General features: G+C 60.8%; 18 protein-coding genes. All 18 read left to right on the forward strand.

From position 1 onward, the window contains the following. The first annotated feature begins 24 nt into the window (after positions 1-24). The 18 genes from rplJ (at position 25) to E1956_RS04255 (ending at position 23,719) form a co-directional block, all read left to right on the forward strand. On the forward strand, positions 25-522 hold the full coding sequence (gene rplJ, locus E1956_RS04170; protein ID WP_028222172.1) for a 50S ribosomal protein L10: 498 nt from the start codon (positions 25-27) through the stop codon (positions 520-522). A gap of 78 nt (positions 523-600) precedes the next feature. Continuing rightward, positions 601-975, forward strand: coding sequence for a 50S ribosomal protein L7/L12 (gene rplL, locus E1956_RS04175; protein WP_027821097.1), 375 nt, complete (start codon positions 601-603; stop codon positions 973-975). A 369-nt stretch (positions 976-1,344) separates the two neighbouring features. Next, positions 1,345-5,451, forward strand: a complete 4,107-nt coding sequence (gene rpoB, locus E1956_RS04180; protein ID WP_134747548.1) for a DNA-directed RNA polymerase subunit beta — start codon at positions 1,345-1,347, stop codon at positions 5,449-5,451. Between the two features lie 21 nt (positions 5,452-5,472). Then, on the forward strand, positions 5,473-9,726 hold the full coding sequence (rpoC, locus tag E1956_RS04185) for a DNA-directed RNA polymerase subunit beta' (protein ID WP_134747549.1): 4,254 nt from the start codon (positions 5,473-5,475) through the stop codon (positions 9,724-9,726). 242 nt (positions 9,727-9,968) lie between these two features. Next, complete coding sequence (locus E1956_RS04190; protein ID WP_134747550.1) at positions 9,969-10,268, forward strand: hypothetical protein; 300 nt, start codon at positions 9,969-9,971, stop codon at positions 10,266-10,268. Between the two features lie 578 nt (positions 10,269-10,846). Continuing rightward, on the forward strand, positions 10,847-11,212 hold the full coding sequence (gene acpS, locus E1956_RS04195) for a holo-ACP synthase (protein ID WP_134747551.1): 366 nt from the start codon (positions 10,847-10,849) through the stop codon (positions 11,210-11,212). Next, entirely contained in the window at positions 11,173-11,991 is an 819-nt protein-coding gene (fabG, locus tag E1956_RS04200; protein ID WP_197732813.1) for a 3-oxoacyl-ACP reductase FabG, read from the forward strand. The genes acpS and fabG overlap by 40 nt, the downstream gene beginning before the upstream one ends. Before the next feature lie 15 nt (positions 11,992-12,006). Then, positions 12,007-12,603: a hotdog family protein gene (locus tag E1956_RS04205; RefSeq protein ID WP_043288434.1), complete on the forward strand. Its 597-nt coding sequence runs from the start codon at positions 12,007-12,009 to the stop codon at positions 12,601-12,603. Positions 12,604-12,615: 12 nt separating this feature from the next. Next, positions 12,616-12,921 carry an acyl carrier protein gene (locus E1956_RS04210; RefSeq protein ID WP_134747552.1) on the forward strand — a complete coding sequence of 102 codons (306 nt, stop codon included), beginning with the start codon at positions 12,616-12,618 and terminating at the stop codon, positions 12,919-12,921. Positions 12,922-12,962: 41 nt separating this feature from the next. Continuing rightward, positions 12,963-14,162, forward strand: coding sequence for an aminomethyltransferase family protein (locus E1956_RS04215; RefSeq protein ID WP_134747553.1), 1,200 nt, complete (start codon positions 12,963-12,965; stop codon positions 14,160-14,162). 203 nt (positions 14,163-14,365) lie between these two features. Beyond that, positions 14,366-16,924 (forward strand): beta-ketoacyl-[acyl-carrier-protein] synthase family protein, encoded by a 2,559-nt coding sequence (locus E1956_RS04220; protein ID WP_134747554.1) that lies wholly within the window; start codon positions 14,366-14,368, stop codon positions 16,922-16,924. Beyond that, positions 16,924-18,198, forward strand: a complete 1,275-nt coding sequence (locus tag E1956_RS04225; RefSeq protein ID WP_134747555.1) for a beta-ketoacyl synthase N-terminal-like domain-containing protein — start codon at positions 16,924-16,926, stop codon at positions 18,196-18,198. The genes E1956_RS04220 and E1956_RS04225 overlap by 1 nt, the downstream gene beginning before the upstream one ends. Further along, the gene (locus E1956_RS04230) at positions 18,179-19,264 is read left to right on the forward strand and encodes a hypothetical protein (RefSeq protein ID WP_134747556.1); all 1,086 of its coding nucleotides are present in this window, start codon (positions 18,179-18,181) and stop codon (positions 19,262-19,264) included. The genes E1956_RS04225 and E1956_RS04230 overlap by 20 nt, the downstream gene beginning before the upstream one ends. Before the next feature lie 88 nt (positions 19,265-19,352). Further along, positions 19,353-20,060 carry an ABC transporter ATP-binding protein gene (locus E1956_RS04235; protein ID WP_028222183.1) on the forward strand — a complete coding sequence of 236 codons (708 nt, stop codon included), beginning with the start codon at positions 19,353-19,355 and terminating at the stop codon, positions 20,058-20,060. After that, positions 20,044-20,730 carry a hypothetical protein gene (locus E1956_RS04240; protein WP_134747557.1) on the forward strand — a complete coding sequence of 229 codons (687 nt, stop codon included), beginning with the start codon at positions 20,044-20,046 and terminating at the stop codon, positions 20,728-20,730. The genes E1956_RS04235 and E1956_RS04240 overlap by 17 nt, the downstream gene beginning before the upstream one ends. Beyond that, positions 20,727-22,055, forward strand: a complete 1,329-nt coding sequence (locus tag E1956_RS04245; protein ID WP_134747558.1) for an ABC transporter permease — start codon at positions 20,727-20,729, stop codon at positions 22,053-22,055. The genes E1956_RS04240 and E1956_RS04245 overlap by 4 nt, the downstream gene beginning before the upstream one ends. A gap of 40 nt (positions 22,056-22,095) precedes the next feature. Then, positions 22,096-22,854 carry an SDR family oxidoreductase gene (locus tag E1956_RS04250; RefSeq protein WP_134747559.1) on the forward strand — a complete coding sequence of 253 codons (759 nt, stop codon included), beginning with the start codon at positions 22,096-22,098 and terminating at the stop codon, positions 22,852-22,854. 10 nt (positions 22,855-22,864) lie between these two features. Beyond that, positions 22,865-23,719 carry an outer membrane lipoprotein-sorting protein gene (locus E1956_RS04255; protein WP_134747560.1) on the forward strand — a complete coding sequence of 285 codons (855 nt, stop codon included), beginning with the start codon at positions 22,865-22,867 and terminating at the stop codon, positions 23,717-23,719. Positions 23,720-23,747: the final 28 nt, after the last annotated feature.

The raw sequence follows: 23,747 nt of genomic DNA on the forward strand, positions 1-23,747 counted from the left end.
GTGTGTCGAATCTGGAGGTTAACCGTGCCACTGAACAAAGAAGGTAAGCAGGCCGTCGTGGCTGAAGTCTCCGCGCAAGTCGCGAAGGCTCAGACCGTGGTGTTGGCCGAGTATCGTGGAATCGCGGTTGGCGATCTGACCAAGCTGCGCGCGAAAGCGCGCGAGCAACAGGTGTACCTGCGCGTGTTGAAGAACACGCTGGCGCGTCGCGCTGTCGAAGGTACCCCGTTTGCTCCGCTGGCAGAGCAGATGACTGGCCCCCTGATCTACGGCATCTCGGAAGATGCCATTGCTGCTGCGAAGGTCGTCAACGACTTCGCGAAGGGCAATGACAAGTTGGTCATCAAGGCTGGTTCCTACGAAGGCAAGGTGATGGACAAGGCAGGCGTGCAAGCGCTGGCCAGCATCCCGAGCCGCGAAGAACTGCTCTCGAAGCTGCTGTTCGTTATGCAAGCTCCTGTTTCCGGTATGGCGCGCGCCTTGGCCGCGCTGGCGGAAAAGAAGCAAGCAGAAGCGGCCTGATTTCAGGCTAGCGAACGAACACAGGCGAGCGAGAAGGATCGCTAGCTGTTTCCGAATTCAAATCTGGAGTAATTTCAAATGGCAATCGCAAAAGAAGACATCCTCGAAGCCGTTGGCTCGATGTCGGTTCTCGAACTGAACGAACTGGTCAAGGCATTCGAAGAGAAGTTTGGCGTGTCGGCAGCTGCTGTGGCAGTCGCTGGCCCGGCAGGCGGCGGCGCTGCTGCTGCTGCTGAAGAGCAGACCGAATTCACGGTCAACCTGCTCGAAGCCGGCGCAAACAAGGTTTCGGTCATTAAGGCCGTTCGTGAACTGACGGGTCTCGGCCTGAAGGAAGCGAAGGACCTGGTTGACGGTGCACCGAAGCCCGTGAAGGAAGCGGTGCCCAAGGCTGCTGCTGAAGAAGCGAAGAAGAAGCTGGAAGAAGCCGGCGCGAAGGCTGAAATCAAGTAAGTTTCAGCGCGCTGTGCGAAGGCTGGCGGTTTTTACACCGCCGGCCTTTTTGTGCTTTGTGGGTTCTGCGTTTTTGTGTTCGATTTTTGATGATCGGAGGCGGGATGCGGGACCCAGAAGCCAAAGAAAAACGTCTTACGCAGGGTGTGATTTGGACCGCCTGTGCGCACGACGCTTCTCTTTGTCTTCTGAAGCGACTGCAGAAGGCAAGTTTGGTCGGGCAGCGGGCAAGTTATGACAAGCCGGTATCCGCTGCCGTCAGCCAGCGGTTGGTAGAGGCCAACCACCAAGCTTCCAGGGCTCGCGCAGCCATCGGGTCTCAGTCGGTGAACACTCGGGTCGTCCTACCCGCCGTGATTCGGAGATCGTATGCAATATTCCTTCACCGAGAAGAAGCGTATTCGCAAGAGTTTCGCGAAACGCCCCATCGTTCACCAAGTTCCTTTCCTGCTGGCTACCCAGCTTGAATCATTCAGCACGTTTCTGCAAGCAGAAACGGCGAGCGCACAACGCAAACCGGAAGGTCTGCAGGCTGCGTTCACGTCCGTTTTTCCTATTGTTTCCCATAACGGCTTTGCTCGTCTAGAGTTCGTGAGCTACATGCTCTCGTCGCCGGCATTCAACATCAAGGAATGCCAGCAACGGGGCCTGACGTACTGCTCGGCGCTTCGCGCCAAGGTGCGTCTCGTGCTGCTCGACAAAGAATCGCCGAGCAAGCCGGTCGTGAAGGAAGTGAAGGAGCAGGAAGTGTACATGGGCGAAATTCCGCTCATGACGCCGACGGGCTCGTTCGTCATCAACGGCACCGAGCGTGTCATCGTCTCGCAGCTGCACCGCTCGCCTGGCGTGTTCTTCGAACACGACAAGGGCAAGACGCACAGCTCGGGCAAGCTGCTCTTCTCGGCACGTATCATTCCTTACCGCGGTTCGTGGCTCGACTTCGAGTTCGACCCGAAGGACGTGCTGTACTTCCGCGTCGACCGTCGCCGCAAGATGCCGGTCACGATCCTGCTGAAGGCCATCGGCCTCACGCCGGAACAGATCCTCGCGAACTTCTTCGTGTTCGACAACTTCTCGCTGATGCCGGAAGGCGCGCAGATGGAGTTCGTGCCGGAGCGTTTGCGTGGTGAAGTCGCGCGCTTCGACATTTCCGATCGCGATGGCAAGGTCATTGTCCAGAAGGACAAGCGGATTAACGCGAAGCACATCCGCGACCTCGAAAACGCGAAGACGACGTTTATTTCGGTCCCCGAAGATTATCTGCTCGGCCGCGTTCTCGCGAAGAACGTCGTCGACGGCGATACGGGCGAAGTGATCGCGAACGCGAACGACGAAATCACCGAAACCGTGCTCGACAAGCTGCGCGAGGCGAAGATCAAGGACATCCAGACGCTCTATACGAACGATCTGGACCAGGGTCCGTACATCTCGTCGACGCTGCGTATCGACGAAACGGCCGACAAGATGGCTGCGCGCATTGCGATCTATCGCATGATGCGTCCGGGCGAGCCGCCGACCGAAGAAGCGGTCGAGGCCCTCTTCAATCGTTTGTTCTACAGCGAAGAAGCGTACGACCTCTCGAAGGTGGGTCGTATGAAGTTCAATCGCCGCGTCGGCCGTGACGAAATCGTCGGCCCGATGACGCTGCAGGACGACGACATCCTCGCGACCATCAAGATCCTCGTCGAGTTGCGCAACGGCAAGGGCGAAGTGGACGACATCGACCACTTGGGCAACCGTCGCGTGCGTTGCGTGGGCGAACTGGCGGAAAACCAGTTCCGCGCGGGTCTCGTGCGCGTTGAACGTGCAGTGAAGGAACGCCTCGGCCAGGCCGAAAGCGAAAACCTGATGCCGCACGACCTGATCAACTCGAAGCCGATTTCTTCGGCGATTCGCGAGTTCTTCGGTTCGTCGCAGCTTTCGCAGTTCATGGACCAGACCAACCCGCTCTCGGAAATCACGCACAAGCGCCGTGTTTCCGCACTGGGCCCGGGCGGTCTGACGCGTGAGCGCGCAGGCTTCGAAGTCCGCGACGTGCACCCGACCCACTACGGCCGCGTGTGTCCGATTGAGACGCCGGAAGGTCCGAACATTGGTCTGATCAACTCGCTCGCTCTGTACGCGCACCTGAACGAATACGGCTTCCTCGAAACGCCGTATCGCAAGGTCGTGGACAGCAAGGTGACCGACCAGATCGACTACCTCTCGGCGATCGAAGAAGGCCGTTACGTGATCGCTCAGGCGAACGCGGCAGTGGCCGACGACGGCACGCTGACCGACGAACTCGTCTCGTCGCGTGAAGCGGGCGAAACGCTGATGGTCACGCCGGACCGCATCCAGTACATGGACGTGGCGCCGTCGCAGATCGTCTCGGTTGCAGCTTCGCTGATTCCGTTCCTCGAGCACGATGACGCGAACCGTGCACTGATGGGTTCGAACATGCAGCGTCAGGCCGTGCCTTGCCTGCGTCCGGAAAAGCCGGTCGTCGGTACGGGTATCGAGCGCACGGTTGCGGTCGACTCGGGCACGACGGTTCAGGCGCTGCGTGGCGGCGTGGTGGACTACGTCGACGCAGGCCGTATCGTGATTCGCGTGAACGACGATGAAGCTGTCGCCGGTGAAGTCGGCGTGGACATCTACAACCTCATCAAGTACACGCGTTCGAACCAGAACACGAACATCAACCAGCGTCCGATCGTGAAGATGGGCGACAAGGTTGCTCGTGGCGACGTGCTGGCTGACGGCGCATCGACCGATCTGGGCGAGCTCGCGCTCGGCCAGAACATGCTGATCGCGTTCATGCCGTGGAACGGCTACAACTTCGAAGACTCGATCCTGATCTCGGAGAAGGTGGTGGCGGACGACCGTTACACGTCGATCCACATCGAAGAACTGAATGTCGTTGCACGCGACACGAAGCTCGGACCGGAAGAAATCACGCGCGACATTTCGAACCTCGCGGAAGTGCAGCTTGGCCGTCTCGACGAGTCCGGCATCGTGTACATCGGCGCGGAAGTCGAAGCGGGCGACGTGCTCGTGGGCAAGGTCACGCCGAAGGGCGAAACCCAGCTCACGCCGGAAGAAAAGCTGCTGCGCGCGATCTTCGGCGAGAAGGCTTCGGACGTGAAGGATACGTCGCTGCGCGTGCCCTCGGGCATGAGCGGCACGGTCATCGACGTGCAGGTGTTCACGCGCGAAGGCATTACGCGTGACAAGCGCGCGCAACAGATCATCGACGATGAACTGAAGCGCTATCGCCTCGACCTGAACGACCAGCTGCGTATCGTGGAAGGCGACGCGTTCCAGCGTCTCGCGCGCATGCTCGACGGCAAGGTCGCGAACGGCGGTCCGAAGAAGCTCGCGAAGGGCACGAAGATCGACCAGGCGTACCTGGAAGACCTCGACCACTACCACTGGTTCGACATCCGCCTCGCGGACGAAGAAGCAGCGGCGCAGCTCGAAGCCATCAAGAACTCGATCGAAGAAAAGCGTCACCAGTTCGATCTGGCGTTCGAAGAGAAGCGCAAGAAGCTCACGCAAGGCGACGAACTGCCGCCGGGCGTGCTGAAGATGGTCAAGGTGTACCTCGCGGTGAAGCGCCGTCTGCAGCCTGGCGACAAGATGGCAGGCCGTCACGGTAACAAGGGTGTCGTGTCGAAGATCGTCCCGATCGAAGACATGCCGTACATGGCCGATGGCCGTCCGGCAGACGTCGTGCTGAACCCGCTGGGCGTGCCGTCACGGATGAACGTGGGTCAGGTTCTCGAAGTGCATCTGGGTTGGGCCGCGAAGGGTCTGGGCTGGCGTATTGGCGAAATGCTCGCGCGTCAGACGAAGGTTGCGGAGCTGCGTGAGTTCCTCACGAAGATCTACAACGAATCGGGCCACAAGGAAGACCTCGACAGCTTCAGCGACGACGAAATCCTCGAACTCGCGAAGAACCTGCGCGAAGGCGTGCCGTTCGCAACGCCGGTGTTCGACGGTGCGACCGAAGAGGAAATGGGCAAGATGCTCGATCTGGCGTTCCCGGACGACATCGCGCACAACCTCGGCATGACGCCGTCGAAGAACCAGGTGCGTCTGTACGACGGCCGCACGGGCGAAATGTTCGAGCGTACGGTGACCGTGGGCTACATGCACTACCTGAAGCTGCACCACCTTGTCGACGACAAGATGCACGCGCGTTCGACGGGTCCGTACTCGCTCGTCACGCAGCAGCCGCTGGGTGGTAAGGCGCAGTTCGGTGGCCAGCGTTTCGGTGAGATGGAAGTGTGGGCGCTCGAAGCGTATGGCGCTTCGTACGTGCTGCAGGAAATGTTGACGGTGAAGTCCGATGACGTGACGGGCCGGACGAAGGTGTATGAGAACCTCGTCAAGGGCGACCACGTGATCGATGCAGGCATGCCGGAATCCTTCAATGTGCTGGTGAAGGAAATCCGCTCGCTCGGTATCGACATCGACCTCGACCGCAACTAATCGGACTACGGAGAGAAGGCAATGAAAGCTCTGCTCGATCTATTCAAGCAAGTCCAACAAGAAGAAGTTTTTGACGCGATCAAGATCGGTCTGGCCTCGCCGGACAAGATCCGCTCGTGGTCGTTCGGTGAAGTGAAGAAGCCGGAGACCATCAACTACCGTACCTTCAAGCCGGAACGGGATGGCCTGTTCTGCGCGAAGATCTTCGGGCCGATCAAGGACTACGAGTGCCTGTGCGGCAAGTACAAGCGCCTGAAGCACCGTGGCGTGATCTGCGAGAAGTGCGGCGTTGAAGTCACGCTGGCGAAGGTGCGCCGTGAGCGCATGGGCCACATCGAGCTGGCCTCGCCGGTCGCGCACATCTGGTTCCTGAAGTCGCTGCCGTCGCGTCTGGGCATGGTGCTCGACATGACGCTGCGCGACATCGAGCGCGTGCTGTACTTCGAAGCATATGTGGTGATCGAACCGGGCATGACGCCGCTGAAGGCGCGGCAGATCATGACCGAAGAGGATTACTACAACAAGGTCGAAGAGTACGGTGACGAATTCCGCGCCGAGATGGGCGCGGAAGGCGTGCGCGAGCTGCTGCGTGCGATCAACATCGACGAACAGGTCGAAACGCTGCGCACCGAGCTGAAGAACACCGGCTCGGAAGCGAAGATCAAGAAGTACGCGAAGCGCCTGAAGGTGCTCGAGGCCTTCCAGCGTTCGGGCATCAAGCCCGAATGGATGGTGCTCGAAGTGCTGCCGGTGCTGCCGCCCGAACTGCGTCCGCTGGTGCCGCTGGACGGTGGCCGCTTCGCGACCTCGGACCTGAACGACCTGTATCGCCGCGTCATCAACCGTAACAACCGTCTGAAGCGTCTGCTCGAGCTGAAGGCGCCGGAGATCATCGTCCGCAACGAAAAGCGGATGCTCCAGGAAGCGGTTGACTCGCTGCTCGACAACGGCCGTCGCGGCAAGGCGATGACGGGCGCGAACAAGCGTCCGCTGAAGTCGCTCGCCGACATGATCAAGGGTAAGGGCGGTCGTTTCCGTCAGAACCTGCTGGGCAAGCGCGTGGACTACTCGGGCCGTTCGGTCATCGTGGTGGGTCCAACGCTGAAGCTGCACCAGTGCGGTCTGCCGAAGCTGATGGCGCTCGAGCTGTTCAAGCCGTTCATCTTCAACAAGCTGGAAACGATGGGCGTTGCCACGACCATCAAGGCTGCGAAGAAGGAAGTCGAGAACCAGACGCCGGTGGTGTGGGACATCCTCGAAGAGGTGATCCGCGAGCATCCGGTCATGCTCAACCGTGCGCCTACGCTGCACCGTCTTGGCATTCAGGCTTTCGAGCCAGTGCTGATCGAAGGTAAGGCAATCCAGCTGCACCCGCTCGTTTGCGCGGCGTTCAACGCCGACTTCGACGGTGACCAGATGGCTGTTCACGTTCCGCTGTCGCTCGAAGCGCAGATGGAAGCGCGCACGCTCATGCTCGCCTCGAACAACGTCCTGTTCCCGGCCAACGGCGATCCGTCGATCGTGCCGTCGCAGGATATCGTGCTGGGCCTGTACTACGCCACGCGCGAAGCGATCAACGCGAAGGGCGAGGGCATGACGTTCACGGGCGTGTCGGAAGTCCTGCGCGCCTACGAGAACAAGGAAGTCGAGCTGGCCTCGCGCGTCAACGTGCGTATTACCGAAATGGTCCACAACGAGGACAAGTCGGAAGGCGCACCGGCATTCGTGCCGAAGATCTCGCTGTACGCGACGACCGTTGGCCGCTCGATCCTGTCGGAAATCCTGCCGCCGGGCCTGCCGTTCTCGGTGCTGAACAAGCCGCTGAAGAAGAAGGAAATCTCGCGTCTGATCAACACCGCGTTCCGCAAGTGCGGTCTGCGCGAAACGGTGATCTTCGCGGACCAGCTGATGCAGTCGGGTTTCCGTCTGGCAACGCGCGCCGGTATTTCGATCTGCGTGGACGACATGCTCGTGCCGCCGCAGAAGGAAACCATCGTTGGCGAAGCCGCGAAGAAGGTGAAGGAATACGACCGCCAGTACATGTCGGGTCTCGTCACCGCGCAGGAACGCTACAACAACGTGGTCGACATCTGGTCGAACACGTCGGAAGCGGTCGGCAAGGCGATGATGGAGCAGCTCGCGACGGAACCGGTCATCGACCGCGACGGCAAGGAAACGCGTCAGGAATCGTTCAACTCGATCTACATGATGGCCGACTCGGGCGCGCGGGGTTCCGCAACCCAGATTCGCCAGCTGGCGGGTATGCGCGGCCTGATGGCGAAGCCGGACGGCTCGATTATCGAAACGCCGATTACCGCGAACTTCCGCGAAGGTCTGAACGTGCTGCAGTACTTCATCTCGACCCACGGTGCACGTAAGGGTCTGGCTGATACGGCACTGAAGACCGCGAACTCGGGTTACCTGACGCGTCGTCTCGTGGACGTCACGCAGGATCTCGTGGTCGTCGAGGACGATTGCGGCACGTCGAACGGCGTGGCGATGAAGGCCCTCGTGGAAGGCGGTGAAGTCGTCGAAGCGCTGCGCGACCGTATTCTCGGCCGCGTTGCGGTGGCGGACGTCGTCAATCCTGAGACGCAGGAAACGATCTACGCCTCGGGCGACCTGCTCGACGAAGACGCAGTTGAGACGATCGAGAGCCTCGGCATCGACGAAGTGCGCGTGCGCACGCCGCTCACCTGCGAAACGCGCTATGGCCTGTGCGCCTCGTGCTATGGCCGCGACCTCGGCCGTGGTTCGCGCGTGAACGTCGGCGAAGCCGTCGGCGTGATCGCGGCGCAGTCGATCGGCGAACCGGGCACGCAGCTCACGATGCGTACGTTCCACATCGGTGGTGCGGCATCGCGTGCGGCAGTCGCTTCGTCGGTGGAAGCCAAGTCGAACGGTACTGTGCGCTTCACGGCGACGATGCGTTACGTCACGAGCGCGAAGGGCGAGCAGATCGTCATCTCGCGTTCGGGCGAAGCCATCATCGCCGACGATCACGGCCGCGAGCGCGAGCGTCACAAGGTGCCGTACGGCGCGACGCTGCTGCAGCTCGACGGTGCGCAGATCAAGGCCGGTACGCAGCTCGCGACGTGGGATCCGCTCACGCGCCCGATCATCACCGAGTACGGCGGTACGGTGAAGTTCGAGAACGTCGAGGAAGGCGTGACCGTGGCCAAGCAGATCGACGACGTCACGGGTCTGTCGACCCTCGTGGTGATCGACGTGAAGCGCCGTGGTTCGCAGGCTTCGAAGAGCGTGCGTCCGCAGGTGAAGCTGCTCGACGCGAACGGCGAAGAAGTGAAGATCCCGGGCACGGAGCATTCGGTGCAGATCGGCTTCCAGGTCGGCGCACTGATCACCGTGAAGGACGGTCAGCAGGTTCAGGTAGGTGAAGTGCTCGCACGTATCCCGACCGAAGCGCAGAAGACGCGTGACATTACCGGTGGTCTGCCGCGTGTGGCGGAACTGTTCGAAGCACGTTCGCCGAAGGATGCAGGTATCCTGGCGGAAGTCACAGGTACGACGTCGTTCGGTAAGGACACGAAGGGCAAGCAGCGTCTCGTTATCACGGACCTCGAGGGCAACCAGAACGAGTTCCTGATCGCGAAGGAAAAGCAGGTGCTGGTCCACGACGGTCAGGTCGTCAACAAGGGCGAAATGATCGTGGACGGCCCGGCCGATCCGCACGACATCCTGCGTCTGCAGGGTATCGAGGCACTGTCGCGCTACATCGTGGACGAAGTGCAGGACGTGTACCGTCTGCAGGGCGTGAAGATCAACGACAAGCACATCGAAGTGATCGTGCGTCAGATGCTGCGCCGTGTGCAGATCACCGACAACGGCGATACGCGTTTCATCCCTGGCGAACAAGTCGAGCGTTCGGACATGCTCGACGAGAACGACAAGATGATCGCGGAAGACAAGCGTCCGGCGACGTACGAGAACGTGCTGCTCGGTATCACGAAGGCATCGCTCTCGACCGACTCGTTCATTTCGGCGGCATCGTTCCAGGAAACGACCCGCGTGCTGACCGAAGCGGCAATCATGGGCAAGCGCGACGATCTGCGTGGCCTGAAGGAAAACGTGATCGTCGGCCGTCTGATTCCGGCCGGTACGGGTCTCGCGTTCCACAAGGCGCGCAAGGCGAAGGAATCGTCGGATCGCGAGCGTTTCGACCAGATCGCAGCGGAAGAAGCGTTCGAGTTCGGCACGCCGGAAACCCCGGCTGCAGAGCCGCAGCCGCAGCAGCCGCACACGACGGACGAGTAAGCTTCTGGCGAACCTGGTTCGCCATCGGCTGAAAGTGCTGGATGAAATCCGCCCGGGTCAACCGGGCGGATTTTTTTTTGCTCACGCCAACCGAGGCGCGGCATTTTGTCATCGGGAACGTTCGTACACGCAACTTCCCTGCACGGGGTAGCCGCCCATGCTAATGTGGCGCCTCGCGCGGCCCGCGCGTCTGTCGGACGGGCTTTGTCGTGTAACTTTTACCCATTCCGGAGGCGTGAATCATGTGGGTTGTTGGAGTCGGTCTGATTTTGAATCTCGTGGCGTCGGTCGGGATCTTCTCGTATCTGCTGCATCACGTCGGCATCCAGCCTGCCGCGATGTTCTTCGCGACTTTCCTGGTCGTATGGGCCCTCATCATCATTGGCTTCATCATGCAGCTCGCGGGGAAAACGCGTATTGGCGCGCTGCTGATTTCGATCGGATCACTGGTCTTTGTGCCCGTCGGGCTCGTCGCGATCATCGGCAGCATTCGGGTGGCACGCAGGCAAAGTAACCCGTCGGCTGGCGGCCGTACCGTCTGAATTGATCATTTGCACCCGATGCCACGCTCGTGGCATCGGGTATTTTCAGGATGTCGGCACGCTTAATATATATCGCTATCCTAATTAAAAGAATAATTACTACAATCGGTGTTGCTGCTTCTGACGCATCTTGATTAAAGGTGCAACCTAACCAATTGGTTTGGCTTCTTATAATTTCCTTCTTTCTCACCGGTCTTACGGTGAATTCCTCGATTCATATGCTGCGTGGCTCGATCGATATGCCCGCAATCACGCCGAATTCTGCGATTAGAAAGATCCAATCAAGAGAAATTCCTAAGCGACGGTTGTTCTTTACGGACACTTTTGTGTTGAGGTAAATCAAATCGCAGGTCGAATCGCAGAAAATTTACATTTCCCTATTCTCTAACTTTCCTCTAGCGACTAAAGTTGCGAAATACTGTAGTTCACGCCAGATGAAAAGCGCATGCTTCCAGATAACGGCTCGTTGAGCCACAAATCGAGAAGCGTTTCGCGATAGCAGCACAACAAAGACCAAACAATGCCGGCGGCAGCAGCGGCTTCAATTCAAATAAAGCGTACGGGGTATATCGTTAGATATGCGAATTGGTATAGACATCGTTGAAACGGAGCGGATCGCTCAAGCCATGGCGCGCAGCGGCGATGCATTCGTCGGCCGCCTGCTCTGCGCAGAAGAAATGCAGGCCCACGATCAGCCAGCGAATGTCGAGCGCGTCGCCGGCATCTGGGCCGCCAAGGAAGCCGCAGTGAAAGCACTCGGAACCGGCTTTCGCAACGGCATCATCTTTCACGATATCAAGATCCTTCACGACCCGCTTGGAAAGCCGTATTTCGAGTTTTCGGGGGAGTTCGACAGGGTAATGCGACTCGAAAATTTGAAGACATCTATTTTGACAATCTCGCATTGCAAAACGCATGCGGTCGCGGCTGTCGTGCTCGATTAATAAACTCGAAACATAAGAAGATTATGGCTATTTATCCAGAACTCGAAGGTAAGACCGTCGTGGTGACCGGCGCCAGCGGTGATCTCGGTGTGGCGATTTGCCGAAAATATCTCGCGCTCGGCAGTAAAGTGATCGCGCTCTACAACAATACGAAGGCCAGTCTCGACGCACTCGCAGCCGAGTCCGACTACGCGAGCCGGCTGACGATCGCGCAGTGCGACGTTGCAAACCGCGACGATGTCGAGCGCTTGCGCGTCGAACTGGAGCAGCGCATCGAGGCCGTCGACGTACTCGTCAATAACGCGGGCATCAACAAGGACAACCTGATCTCCACCATGACGTTCGAAGAGTTCGACGACGTGGTGCGCGTCAATCTCCATGGGACATTCAACATGACCCAGGGGATGCTGCGACTGATGCGGCACGCGACACAAGCCAGTGTCGTGAACGTGACGTCCGTTGCGGGGGTGACGGCGAGTTTCGGGCAGTCCAACTACAGCGCATCTAAAGCGGGCATCTCCGGCTTTACGCGCTCGATTGCGAAAGAGCTAGCCTCAAAAGGGGTCCGGGTCAACGCGATTGCGCCCGGCCTGATCGAATCGCGAATGGTCAAGAAGGTGCCGCGCCACATCGCACGGACCATTTTCGACGCCATTCCGCTGAACCGCTTTGGGCGTCCGGAAGAGATTGCCGAGGTGGTCGCGTTTCTCAGTTCCAACGCCGCAAGCTACATCGTCGGGCAGACGCTGGTGGCCGACGGTGGTCTTGTAATGCGTTAATTTGCGGAAATTTTCATGTCCAAGCTAGAACGAAGTCTTCTGCCTGCGCAGCAGTTGTTTGAGATCGGCGTGTGGCGATCCCCGATATTCATGGTGGACCGCATTGCCGATATCGTGACCGGCTCCAAGCCCAGTATTACCGTTGTCAAGCACGTCACGTTCAACGAGTCGTATATCGCCGGCCACTTTACTGACAATCCGGTCATGCCCGGCGTGATGATTGCCGAGATCTTTGGTCAGGGCGGCGAGTATTGCACGTTCTTCAGAGATGTCTGCGAGCAATATGCGCAGGAAACGGGGCGTGTTGCCAAGCGATTCGAAGACGTGGCGGAAATCCTCAGTACGCCTGATGGAAAGCGCATCATCAGCGAAATGCGCGCCAAGGCGATCGGGTTTCTCGCCGCCCAGAACATCAAGTTCAAGAAGGTCGTCTATCCGGGCGACACGATCTATGTCGACTGCCGGTTAGCGTTTTCCGATGCCCAAGGGTTCAATCACTTCAACGTGGAGGCGCGTGTCGGCCGTCACGTCGCTGCCGAGGGCACCATCATCAATTTCCGGACCGACCGGGACAAGATCGGCGGCAATGTTGCTGCCGGAATCTCACGATAAAGAGCGAAAAAAATGACCAACACTACGATATTGGACGATGTCGAGCGCCGCAAAGTTGTGCTTGAAAAGCTCAAGGCGGGGCTGATCCAGCGTCTCAATCTTCCCCAGACCGTCGAGCAGATCGATGACGATACGCCGCTGTTCGGCAGCGGCCTGCGTCTGGACTCCGTCGACGCAACTGAAGTGTTCGTGCTTCTCGACGAAACCTTTGGAATTCGCGTGTCGGAAGGCGACGAACCCGCCTATCTGCGAAGCATCAATACGCTTGCGTCGTTCATTCTGGAACGCAGCAAAGACGCGAAAGCGACCGCAGCCTGACGAAGTCCGATCCAAACTCGACGTTAAGAGACGAGCAAGCTATGACGAACCTGAAAGACATGCATATCAGCCACGGCGCAAAGATGGGCGTGCGCAATGGTGTTGAAATCCCGCTGAGCTATGGCGATACCGCGCGCGAAATCGCCGCCGCCCGCAAGCATATTCTGCTGACCGACTATTCCCATATGGGCCTCGCCGAAATCGCCGGCGAAGATGCCTATGAAGTGCTCAACACGATCGTCGGCGGCGACGTTTCCGCGTTGCGCGACGAGCAGGGCATGTACACGGTGCTGCTGGACGAGGAAGGGAAGATCATCACCGACGTCTACATCCTCTGTGACGAAGAGCGCTTCATCGTCATGACGGAATGGCTGAAGGGAGACGAACTGCGCGACCTGATGCAGGCCGCTGTGGATCGCTATAAGGACGAATTCAGCGAAATCGACGGTGTGAAATCGCTGGATGGCGAACGCGGCGTGCTGCATTTCGAAGGCCCCTACTCGTGGGAGCTGATGGCTGAGATGTTCGGCATGGACGTCGTCGGCTTGCCGTTCCATGAATACATGTTTGTCGAGCAGGACGAGATCCTCTTCCGCGCGGGCAAGCACGGCGAATTCTCGTACAAGCTCGTCGTGCCGGTGGCGCGATTTGCCGAGGTATGGGAACAGGCCCTGGCAGCAGGCGAGAAATATGACATGGTCGTCGGCGGCCTCGAGTACCAGCGCCAGGTACGCATCGAGAATCCGTGCTGGGATCCCTCGGCCCTCGCTGCCTACTCGCGTTGCCCGGTCGAACTGCAGATGCAGTGGGCGCTGCGCTACACGAAGGACGATTTCATTGGCAAGAGCGCAATCGAGCAGCGTCTTGCACAGGGCGTGACCCGTCGCGCAGTGGGCTTCGAGGCCCATGGCGAGAACGCCGCGGCGGCAGCGCCGGGCGACGCCGTCTATTTCGGCGACAAGAAGATCGGCGAAGTGATGGTGTGCGGCACGATCGCTGAAGACGGCCGCCATGTGGGCCGGGCGATGTTGAGCGAAGCGCTTGCCTATGCGGATGTTGGCCCGCTGCGTCTGGTGACGGTAAAGGGCGACGCCGAGCTCAGAACCACGGCGATTCCGTTCCTGCGCAACTTCAGCTTCATGGTCAATCCGTCCGAGCACAGCTACGTCGATCCGGCGAAGCCGAAGCATTTGCTCGAGCAAATCGAGCGCAAGAAGCAGGCTCAGGCCGCAGCGAACTGAGCGTCGAGCGATGTAGCTCACGCAGGCAACGAGTAGTCATAAAGACTGCCTGATCGATCCGCCGGCCGGATGGTGCGGGCGGATCGACAAGCAGCCCCGGTGAGCGGCGGTCAAGCGATTTTGCATCGGACTACATATTAATTGATGCCAGATCGGAAAGCCCAGGAATATCGGGTCCGGGAAGAGATAAAGTGGAAAAAAACATGCAAACGCAGCGTAAGCGGGTCGTAGTCACGGGGATGGGGCTGATGTCGTCCATCGCCGATAACGTGGACGAATTCAAGGAAGCGCTTTTCAACAAGGTCTGTGGCATTCGCCCGAGCGAACACTATCAGCCCTGGTTCGACGGCGCGAATGCGTCGGAAGTCTTGCGGGAGGTCGTCTACGAAGATCTGCCGGCTGAGCGCGCGGAATTGCTCGACAAGGCGGCGCTCTGGGCCTACAAGGTCGGTCACGAAGCGCTCAAGCGTGCGAATGCGTCCTCCGCGGAATTGCGCGAGAAGACGGGTCTCGTCATCGGCATCTCGTCCGCGGGCACCGAAGCCTATATGCCCATTCTTGAAGAGAATTACGAAATCTTCTCGCTCAAGAAGATCGTCGTCTCCGGCAGCTTCGCTTCGCCCAGCGCGATTGTCTCGGCACTGCTCGGCCTGAAGGGCGGTTTCGAGATGGTGGCTACCGCCTGCACCGCGAGCACCAATGCTATCGGCATGGCATTCGACCAGATCCAGAACGGCAAGAATCCGGCCGTACTCGTGATCGGCACGGAACCGCTCTATCTGCCTACCTTCGCTGGCTTTTACGCGCTGCACGCGATGAAGCGCGGCCCTGCGAGCCCGTTCTCCGGTGAACCCGGCATGTCGATCGGCGAAGGCGCCGGCGCGCTCATGCTCGAAGAGTACGAGCATGCGGTGGCCCGCGGCGCGAAGATTTATGCCGAGATCGTTGGGTATGCAACATCGGGTGACGCGTTCCACGAAACCGCTCCCGATCCGCGTGCGGAAGGCGCGGTCCAGGTGATGCGCTCGGCGCTCAACAATGCGGGCCTGCAGCCGCATGACATCCAGTACATCAACGCCCACGGCACAGGAACGGACGCCAACGACCGCTCCGAAACGCTGGCGATGAAGAAGGTGTTCCCCACCATCGCAGATATTCCTGTGAGCTCGACGAAGGCCTATGTGGGGCACAACATCGGCTCGGCCGGCATCATCGAACTGATTGCCTGCTATCTCACCCTGCCTGAAAAGAAGATTCTGCCGACGCTGAACTTCACCGTGCCGCGTCCCAACTGCGACCTGAACTACGTGCCCAACGAGTTTCAGTCCGCGGACGTCGGCGTGTTCATGAAGAACAACTACGCGTTCGGCGGCAACAACTGCTGCGTTATCTCGAGCACGCGTGCGGGTATCGTGCCGGCAACGTCGTACGAACCGAAGCGGGTTGGCATCACGGGCATGGGCGCAGTGGCCTCGGCGGGCCACGACCTCGACGAAATCTTCGACGTCGTGTGGAACGGCAAGCCGTCCGGCCGCAAGGTCAAGCTCACTGGCGAGGTCAAGGAGAGCCACTCGTTCGCGGGCCTCGTGGACCACCCCTCCGTGCGCGAGAAGGTGAAGCAGTATCTGCTCAATATTTTCAGCCCGGATGTCGTCAACTCGCTCGGCGAGCGCTATATCTGGGTGCACACGGTCGACAATCTCGACCCGCGCAAGTATCTGCGACGTTTCGACGAGCGCAAGGCCGATCCCATTTGCACCTTCGCGCTGCTCGCCCTGACTCAGGCGCTCAAGGGCGCGAGCCGGAAGATCCGGCGTGACGGTCACGATCTGGGGCTGGTGCTGGGCATGTCCAAGGGCCCGCGCACGAGCGTTGAAACCTACATGCGCAGCATGATTCCTGAGCCGACGAAGGTTCGCACCTCGGAATTCCCTGGCGCGCTGATGAACGCGATTGCGACCTTCTGCTCGATCACCGAAGGTATCAAGGGCTACAACACGACGCTGGCGACGGGCAACAACGCGGCCTTCGGCGCCCTCGGTTATGCCTATGAGCTGGTTCGCCAGAACCTTCAGCCCCAGGTGATCGCCGGCGGCGCCGATGAGCGGCCGATGCAGTTCTGGTCATACCTGCAAACGCTCAACGACGGCATGCAACTGGAGGACCATCCCGAGGCGTATGAAGTCTACGGGGAGAACGGCAAGGGTTACCTGCTGGGCGAAGGCGCGGGCATGCTCTTCCTGGAAGACATCGAGCACGCCAGGGCGCGCGGCGTGGAGGTGCTTGCGGAGATCCTCGGCTACGGCAGGGCCTGTGACGCCGCCTATTTCGACCGCGACGCAATCGAGCCGCGATGCGCATCGATCACGACCTCGATCCGTCATGCGCTCGACGAGGCCGGAATCGGCATCGACGAGATCGACCTCGTTTGCGGCAACAGCGACGGCACGGCGACCAACAACGCCGCCGAACTGGGAGCGATTCGCGCCGTCCTGGGCGAGCGCGTGGGGCAGGTGCCGGTCGTCAACTACAACGGCTACTTCGGCAACGTCGAGTCGTGTAGCGCGATGCTGAACATGATTGTCGTCCTCGAAATCATGCGCCGCGGCGAAATTCCGCCGATTCCCTATACCCGGACGTTCAGCGCCGACGACATTCAGTTCGTCACGTCGCTCCAGCGCAAGCAGGTGCGCACGGCGCTGGTTCTGGGCGCAACGGAAGGCGGCAACCACTACGCGTACGTGATCCGGGCAGGTGCCTGATGGCGATGCGCACCGTCCCGGTGACGATTCGCGGCGCCGGACTCGAATGCGCTTACGCGCGCAGCCCCGGCGAACTCGTTCGTCGGCTGGCTGCCGGCGAGAGCGTGGCTACGCGGCCCTGGTTCGCGAGCGAACGCGAGGCCGCCGACCTGCGCCTTCCCGGTAACCCACATCACGCGGCGTTTTTCGTCGGGGAGGCCGAGCGGCTGTCCGTGATGGAGCGCGCGCAGCAAGTGCTGGAGCGTGTGATCGCGCAGGCGCTGCAAGGCTCGAACCTCGACGAGGCTGCCCTTCGCGGTCCGGACGTGCGCGTCTATGTGGCCGGGCACGGCATGCGCCCCGACATTGGGGACTTCGCCGGCTATGAAAACCGCAACGATGACGAAGATCTGCTGTATTTCCCGAAGCTCAAGGGGTTGAGTGTCGCGAGCTACGCGCAGGACGAGCTTGCCCACCGGCTCGCGGTCCGGTACCGGCTGGCGGCACCGCCGGTTCCGATCTATACGGCCAGTTGCTCCGCCATGTCGTCGCTCTACCTCGCCTGGCAGGCGATCCGCGCGGGCTTCGCGCGCAGGGCACTCGTGGTCGGGTGGATGCAATACACGCTGCAGGACATCGTATTCATGGGCGGCCAGGGCGTACTGGGCGTCGGCAATTCGCAGCCGTTCTCGGCGCAGAGCGGCGGCATGTTGCCGGCGGACGGCGCGTGCGCGCTCCTGCTCGAGGCCGCCGACGACACCACCGAGGCGGCAACGTCCCCCCGGATACAGATCGCCAGCTGTGTCGCATATCAAAGCAGCGGAGAAGCGCGTAGCGCAATCACAGCGGATTTTCGCGCGATTGCCGCCACGATGGAGCGCGCACTCGAGGGCGCCGCGCTCAAGCCCGAGGACATCGCATGCGTCGTTCCGCATGCCAATGGCACGCCGGCGAGCGACAAGTCCGAGGCCATGGCGATCCTGAAGATCTGGGGAAAAAAAGGCGTGCCTGTCGTGACGTACAAGGGGCAAACCGGCTACATGTCGGTCTGCAGCGGGCTGCTCGATCTGTTTGCGATCAGCGACGCGCTCGTGAAGCAGCAGGTGCTTCCGGCGCAAACGCGGCTGCCTTTGGACGACACGTTGCAGATCGATTTTCACGTCAATCGCGCAGCGCTGCCGCTTGCCGGCGGCGCGATCTTGAAGAGCACACTCGGTCTCGACGGCTCCATTGTCGCGTGTGTCTTGACGCAGGGGCCATTGCCCGGAGGTTTGCATGAAGTGCGCAGTTCCTGATAGCGCGATCGGCGTGATCGGGATAAGCACGGTGGAAAGCGGTCATGCCTTCGTCCCCTTCGAGCCGAGCTGGTTCAACGCCACCGAGGCGCGTTTTTTCAAACAGGCGCAGCGCCGCCAGGCACAGCAGGAATGGCTCTTTAGCCGTTTCGGCATGTCGGGTGACGGTGTGGACAGCGAGCAGATGCGCCGGGCGGCGTATCGCGACGCGTTCAATGCGTTGGCGAAGGTTTGCCGAAATGCTTTCGACCAGGTCGGCCGGAAACTGGAAACACAGATTCGCAAGCAGCGGTCCGCATTCGTTTATTTCGACGCGTGGGGAGAGACGGCCACGTTCGAGGGGACGAATAGCTGGCGGGACGTCATCAGTCTCGACATGCTTCCGAAGCCGATTCTTCGCGACTACGGAATCCGGAACTTCTCGTGCAAGGTGCGCGGGGAGCGCAACGGTTTCATCCACGCGGTTCGTTTGGCGTCCGATCTGCTGAATTCCGACGAGATGGACACGGTCGTGGTAGCCGGTCTGTTTCGCAGCCTGCCCATCATGGTGCTGTCTTCGGCGGCAGAGCGTGTGGCATTGCACGGCGCAGCGCGATCGAAGCTGGCCAGTCCGTGCCCGAGCGTCGAGCGCGCCGGTTGTGTCGTTCTGCGCAAGCACCCTGCACAGGGCATGTCGCTCGCCATCACGTCATATAGCCAGTTGCCGGAGAGCCCGCAGCGTGCGCGCGACGAGCTCGCCCGAACGTGGGCCGCGCGTTGCAACGACCGCACCGCATACGTCATGGCTGGCCTGCATCCGAGTGCCGCCATGCGCGAGCTGGAGCGCGATGCCTATGCGGCCTCCGCGGCTTCTACGGCCGCTGCGCCCGGCAAGCGCTATCTCTCGGTTTGCGATGTCTACGGCGACAGCGGCTGCATGAACCCCATGCTCGCGCTAACCCATTTGACCAACGCACCGGACTGGAGAACGGGCAGCCACGCCCTGATCAGCGCGGACGACGGCCGCGGCGGCGTATGGGCCATGGAATGCTGGAACGACCCGCATGGGGCGGAGGCACTTGAATGAACAACCCGTGCGATTTCGCTTTTGAACTCACGCGCAGCCCGCGTAGTGCCGCCATGCGCGGCCGGCAGGCGGCATTGGAGATGCGTTCATGACCATTGACGTACAACCCCTGCCGATCGTCCAGATGCAGGGCGCCGGCAAGCGCTACGGAAGCGGCGCCGGCGCGGTGCACGCGCTGCAGGGCATCGACCTCACGATCCGGCCGGGCGAGTTCGTCGCGTTGTGCGGGCCGTCGGGCAGCGGCAAGAGCACGCTGCTCAATCTGATGGCCGGCATCGATGCGCCAACCGAAGGACGCGCGCTGCTCCTCAATCACGATTTCGGGAGCTTGAGCGACGTTGCGGCAGCTCAGCTGCGCGCGAAGACGATTGGCTTCGTGTTCCAGTTCTTCAATTTGTTGCCGGTCCTCAGCATATTCGACAACGTCTACTACCCGTTGATGCTCAACGGGCACAGCCGCGCGGATGCGCGCGACGAGGTGATGTCGATGCTCGAGCGCGTGGGTCTGATCGCGCATTACAAGCGCAGGCCGGGCGAGCTCTCCGGCGGGCAGCAGCAGCGTGCCGCGATTGCGCGCGCGCTCGTGAAGCGCCCGGCTCTGGTGGTCGCGGACGAGCCGACGGGCAATCTGGATACGCACACGGGCGAGGAAATCGTCGACTTGCTGCTCGACATGAACAAAGAACTGCAGACCACGTTCGTCATCTCCACCCATTCGCTGCAATTGAAGGACAGGGCGCGACGTGTCATTGAGATCGAGGACGGGAGGCTCAAACGAGATGGGCAGCAGAACTAAGGCGCTTTGGCGCGGAGCCATCTGCGTGGCGTTCTTCGCGAGCGCGCAGGCCATGGCGGATAACGCAGCGAGCGACGCGTCGCGCAGCGCGGCGATGCTGGCCACGCTGAGTACGCAGACCGTGGGCAATGCCCGCGCGCAGGCAATGCTCACAATCGCGCAGCGCAAGACGGGCTCGGACCTGGACCACGCGGTGTCGGCGCTCAGGACGACGCTCATGCGCGATCCGGCGGACCTGGACGCGAAGATGTACTACGGCTATGGCCAGTTGCGTCTGGCGCTTCAGTACCTGGCTAACAAGAACTTCATGCAGGCCGCCGAGCGTGCGAAGCAGGGCTTCTTCTACGTCGACGAGGCGGCGGAAAGTGCGCCGGACAACTGGCGGCTGCGCTACCAGCGCACGCGCGTGGACGCGTTCTCGCCGCCCTCGAATGGACGCTGCGTGATTGCGCTCAAGGACACGGCCTTCCTCGAGTCGGATGCGGAGGTGCCGCGCGAGCTGATGCCGATGATCGGCGTCATGCGGGGGCGTGCACAGGATGCATGCCGCAAGGGCTCGTCGCTGGGGGGCGGCAATCCGGAGCAGGCGTCCACGGTCGCGCCCGCGCCGCCGTTGACGCCGGCCGAGATCGCCAACGTGCTGGAACCCATCGTGAAGGAGCAGCGGTGACCACTGCATTGTTCTATCTTTCGAACGCCGTGATGGTCTATGCCCTCGCGGTTGCGCTTGGTGCCTGCCTGTGGCGCCGCACCGATCTTCAGTATGTCTTTCTGAATCTGTTTCGCCAGCGCCGGCGTTCGGGCATGACGCTGCTCGCCATCGTCCTCGGTGGTGTCGCGGTCTTTCTGTTCGGCGGCTTTGTCGACTATTCCTTCTGGGCTTTGCGCGAGCAGACGATCCGCACGAACGTCGGCCACATCCAGCTCTACGAAAAAGGGTATCTCGAGAGCGGTGCCGCAGTCGGAACCATGACGCATAGCATTGCCAACTATGACGAGATCGCACGCATCCTGCGCACCGATCCCGTGATCGGGCCACATATCAAGACCGTGACCGGACGCATCGAGTTTTCGGGAATCATTTCCCGCTATGAGAGCGGTGTGTCGACGTTCTTCTCGGGTGTGGGCGTCGAGCCCGAAACCTCGCTCGAGCTCGGTGCGCTCGATCGTGTGGTGTCCGGCAGCGACCTCTCGCGTATCCAGTCGAAGGGCGTGACGATTGGCTCCGGTGTCGCCGCCGCCCTGAAGGCAGGCTACGACGACTACACCGACATGCTCGTCGTCACGCCGGGCGGCGGGCAGAACGCGATGTCGGTCCAGGTGCGCGGCGTGTTCGCCTCGGGCATCAAGGAGTATGACGACACCACCATCAAGCTGCCGCTGAAGACGGTGCAGCAGTTGCTGCAGACCTCGAACGTCAGCCGCATGATCATCCTGCTCGACAACACGGACTACACCGACGCCGCCATGCGGCGCATCGACGAGATCATCAAGGCGCGCAACCTGCCGCTCGAAGCGCGCCCGTGGACCGATCTTGCCGTGTTCTATCACCAGGTCGTCAATCTGTTCGAAGGCATCTTCTTCTTCATCAAGGCGCTCGTCAGCGTGATCGTGGTCTTCATGATCGGCAACACCTTGATGATGAGCGTCGTCGAGCGCACGCGGGAGATCGCGACGCTGCGCGCGCTCGGCCTCACGAAGCGCCACGTGGGCCGGCTCTTCATGCTCGAGGGCATCGTGATCGGTTTGCTGGGCGCCGCGATCAGCGTCGTGCTCGGGATCGGCATTGCCGAGCTCATCAACATCAACGGTGTGCCCATGCCTCCGTCGCCGGGCTACACCCAGGGTTATCTGGCGTTTGTCATGTGGACGGGCGATTACCGGCTGTTCTGGTTCGCGTGCGCGCTGCCGCTGGTCACCGCGGTGATTGCCTCGATCATGCCGGCGCGGCGCGCTGCGAATCTTGTCATTGCCGAAGCATTCAGGTTCGTTTGAACCACATTTCAACGTTTATCAACGACAAAAGGAAATACAGATGAAAAAGCAGCAACGGGTTCTGATTACGGGCGCGGGCCGCGGCATTGGCTTCGCAATTGCTCGACTGCTGGCCGCCGAGGGCTACGACCTCGTGTTGAACTATCGATCGGAGCAGGGCAAGTCGATTGCGAATCTGCAGCGATTCCTGCAAAGCGACGAGGCGAAGGGTGTCGATATCCGGCTCGCCAAGGGGGACATTGCGGAGACCCGCGATATCGAGAACATGATGAAGGCGCTGCGTGCCGAGGGCGTCGAGCAGATCGATCACCTCGTGCTCAATGCCGCGAGTTCGCCCTTCAAGCCGTTCCTCGACATGAACAAGTTCGACTGGAAACTGCTGCTCAACAGCAACCTGGTCGGCAACGTCGCCTGCGTGAACGAAGTGGTGCCGATGATGAAGGACGGCGGCACGATCTGCATTCTCTCGAGCATGGGCAGCCGCGTCGTGATGCCGAAGTATCCGCTCGGCATCATGAAGTCGGCGCTCGAGAATCTCGTGCGCTACCTCGAAGTCGAACTTTATGACCGCAATGTGCGCGTCAACGGCGTCTGCGCCGGTCTCGTCAACACCGACATGGGGCCGATTCTGAAGGAAATGTGGCCGGAAGCCGTTGCGCGCTTCGAGGCGGGCCATCGCCGCTGGGCAATCGAACCCGAGGAGGTCGCGGAAATCGTGTCGTTCCTGATTTCGCCGAAGTCCTCGGCGATCCGCGGCGCGACGGTGCTGGCCGATCTGGGCGGCGGACTGTCAGCCTGAGGAGACGCCGATGAAACACAGGAAAGTAGCGCTTGTAGCGGCGTTGCTGGTGGGTGCGGCATCGGCCGCGTCGGCAGACGAAGCGGTGCCGCTCGCGCTGCCGTCTTCCGCCGCCGCGACAGCAGCGCCGGCGAGCGAAAACGGTGCCCCCGTGCAGCAGGACGCCCAGGCCCAGCACATCATTCGCATGGCCGATCGCGTGCGCGCGCCGGATCAGCCGTTCCGCTATACGGTGAAGCTCAACGAGTTTCAGGCCGGCAAGAGCGTGAACCAGCAGACGCTCGATATTTCGATGCGCTTCTACAAATTCTCGGAACGTGCGCCGAAGGGCGACGCGCGCGCGCTCGTGCGCTTTGTCGAGCCGGTCAGGGACAAGGGCAAGGCCATGCTCTCGGACTACGAGAAGATGTGGTACTACGCGCCGGACCTGCGCAGGCCGATCCCGATCTCCAAGCAACAGCGGCTCATTGGGCAGATCTCGAACGGCGACGTTGTCGCGGCGGATTTCGACTATTCGTATGTCTCGCAACTGCAGGGCGAGGAGCCTTGCGGCAAGGCGGTGTGCTATCGCCTCACGTTGCAGCGTCGCTGGCCGTTCGTGACGTATCCGAAGATCATGTACTGGGTCGAGAAAGACACGTTCTATCCGTATCGAGCCGACTTCATGTCCGATTCCGGCGTGGTCATCAAGCGGTCGTACTACAGCGATTTTCGTCCGGAGATCGGGCAGATGCGCCCGCATCGGATCGTCGTTGAGGATTCACTTCGTAAGGATTACTACACGACCATGGACTATTCCGATGTGCGTTACGAGTCGCTGCCGGAAAGCTACTTCCAGATCGACTATCTCATGCGGCTGAACTGATCCGCGCGAACCTCCGCGGTTCGGGTGG

It is taken from the genome of Paraburkholderia pallida (assembly GCF_004524855.1).
GTDB lineage: Bacteria > Pseudomonadota > Gammaproteobacteria > Burkholderiales > Burkholderiaceae > Paraburkholderia > Paraburkholderia oxyphila.

Coding starts and splice junctions, on each gene's coding strand:
- E1956_RS04210 (WP_134747552.1), top strand. CDS start 12,616: ATGACCAACACTACGATATTGGACGATGTCGAGCGCCGCAAAGTTGTG.
- rpoB (WP_134747548.1), top strand. CDS start 1,345: ATGCAATATTCCTTCACCGAGAAGAAGCGTATTCGCAAGAGTTTCGCG.
- E1956_RS04220 (WP_134747554.1), top strand. CDS start 14,366: ATGCAAACGCAGCGTAAGCGGGTCGTAGTCACGGGGATGGGGCTGATG.
- E1956_RS04250 (WP_134747559.1), top strand. CDS start 22,096: ATGAAAAAGCAGCAACGGGTTCTGATTACGGGCGCGGGCCGCGGCATT.
- rplL (WP_027821097.1), top strand. CDS start 601: ATGGCAATCGCAAAAGAAGACATCCTCGAAGCCGTTGGCTCGATGTCG.
- E1956_RS04240 (WP_134747557.1), top strand. CDS start 20,044: ATGGGCAGCAGAACTAAGGCGCTTTGGCGCGGAGCCATCTGCGTGGCG.
- E1956_RS04235 (WP_028222183.1), top strand. CDS start 19,353: ATGACCATTGACGTACAACCCCTGCCGATCGTCCAGATGCAGGGCGCC.
- E1956_RS04225 (WP_134747555.1), top strand. CDS start 16,924: ATGGCGATGCGCACCGTCCCGGTGACGATTCGCGGCGCCGGACTCGAA.
- E1956_RS04205 (WP_043288434.1), top strand. CDS start 12,007: ATGTCCAAGCTAGAACGAAGTCTTCTGCCTGCGCAGCAGTTGTTTGAG.
- E1956_RS04230 (WP_134747556.1), top strand. CDS start 18,179: ATGAAGTGCGCAGTTCCTGATAGCGCGATCGGCGTGATCGGGATAAGC.
- E1956_RS04215 (WP_134747553.1), top strand. CDS start 12,963: ATGACGAACCTGAAAGACATGCATATCAGCCACGGCGCAAAGATGGGC.
- rpoC (WP_134747549.1), top strand. CDS start 5,473: ATGAAAGCTCTGCTCGATCTATTCAAGCAAGTCCAACAAGAAGAAGTT.
- E1956_RS04190 (WP_134747550.1), top strand. CDS start 9,969: ATGTGGGTTGTTGGAGTCGGTCTGATTTTGAATCTCGTGGCGTCGGTC.
- E1956_RS04255 (WP_134747560.1), top strand. CDS start 22,865: ATGAAACACAGGAAAGTAGCGCTTGTAGCGGCGTTGCTGGTGGGTGCG.
- acpS (WP_134747551.1), top strand. CDS start 10,847: ATGCGAATTGGTATAGACATCGTTGAAACGGAGCGGATCGCTCAAGCC.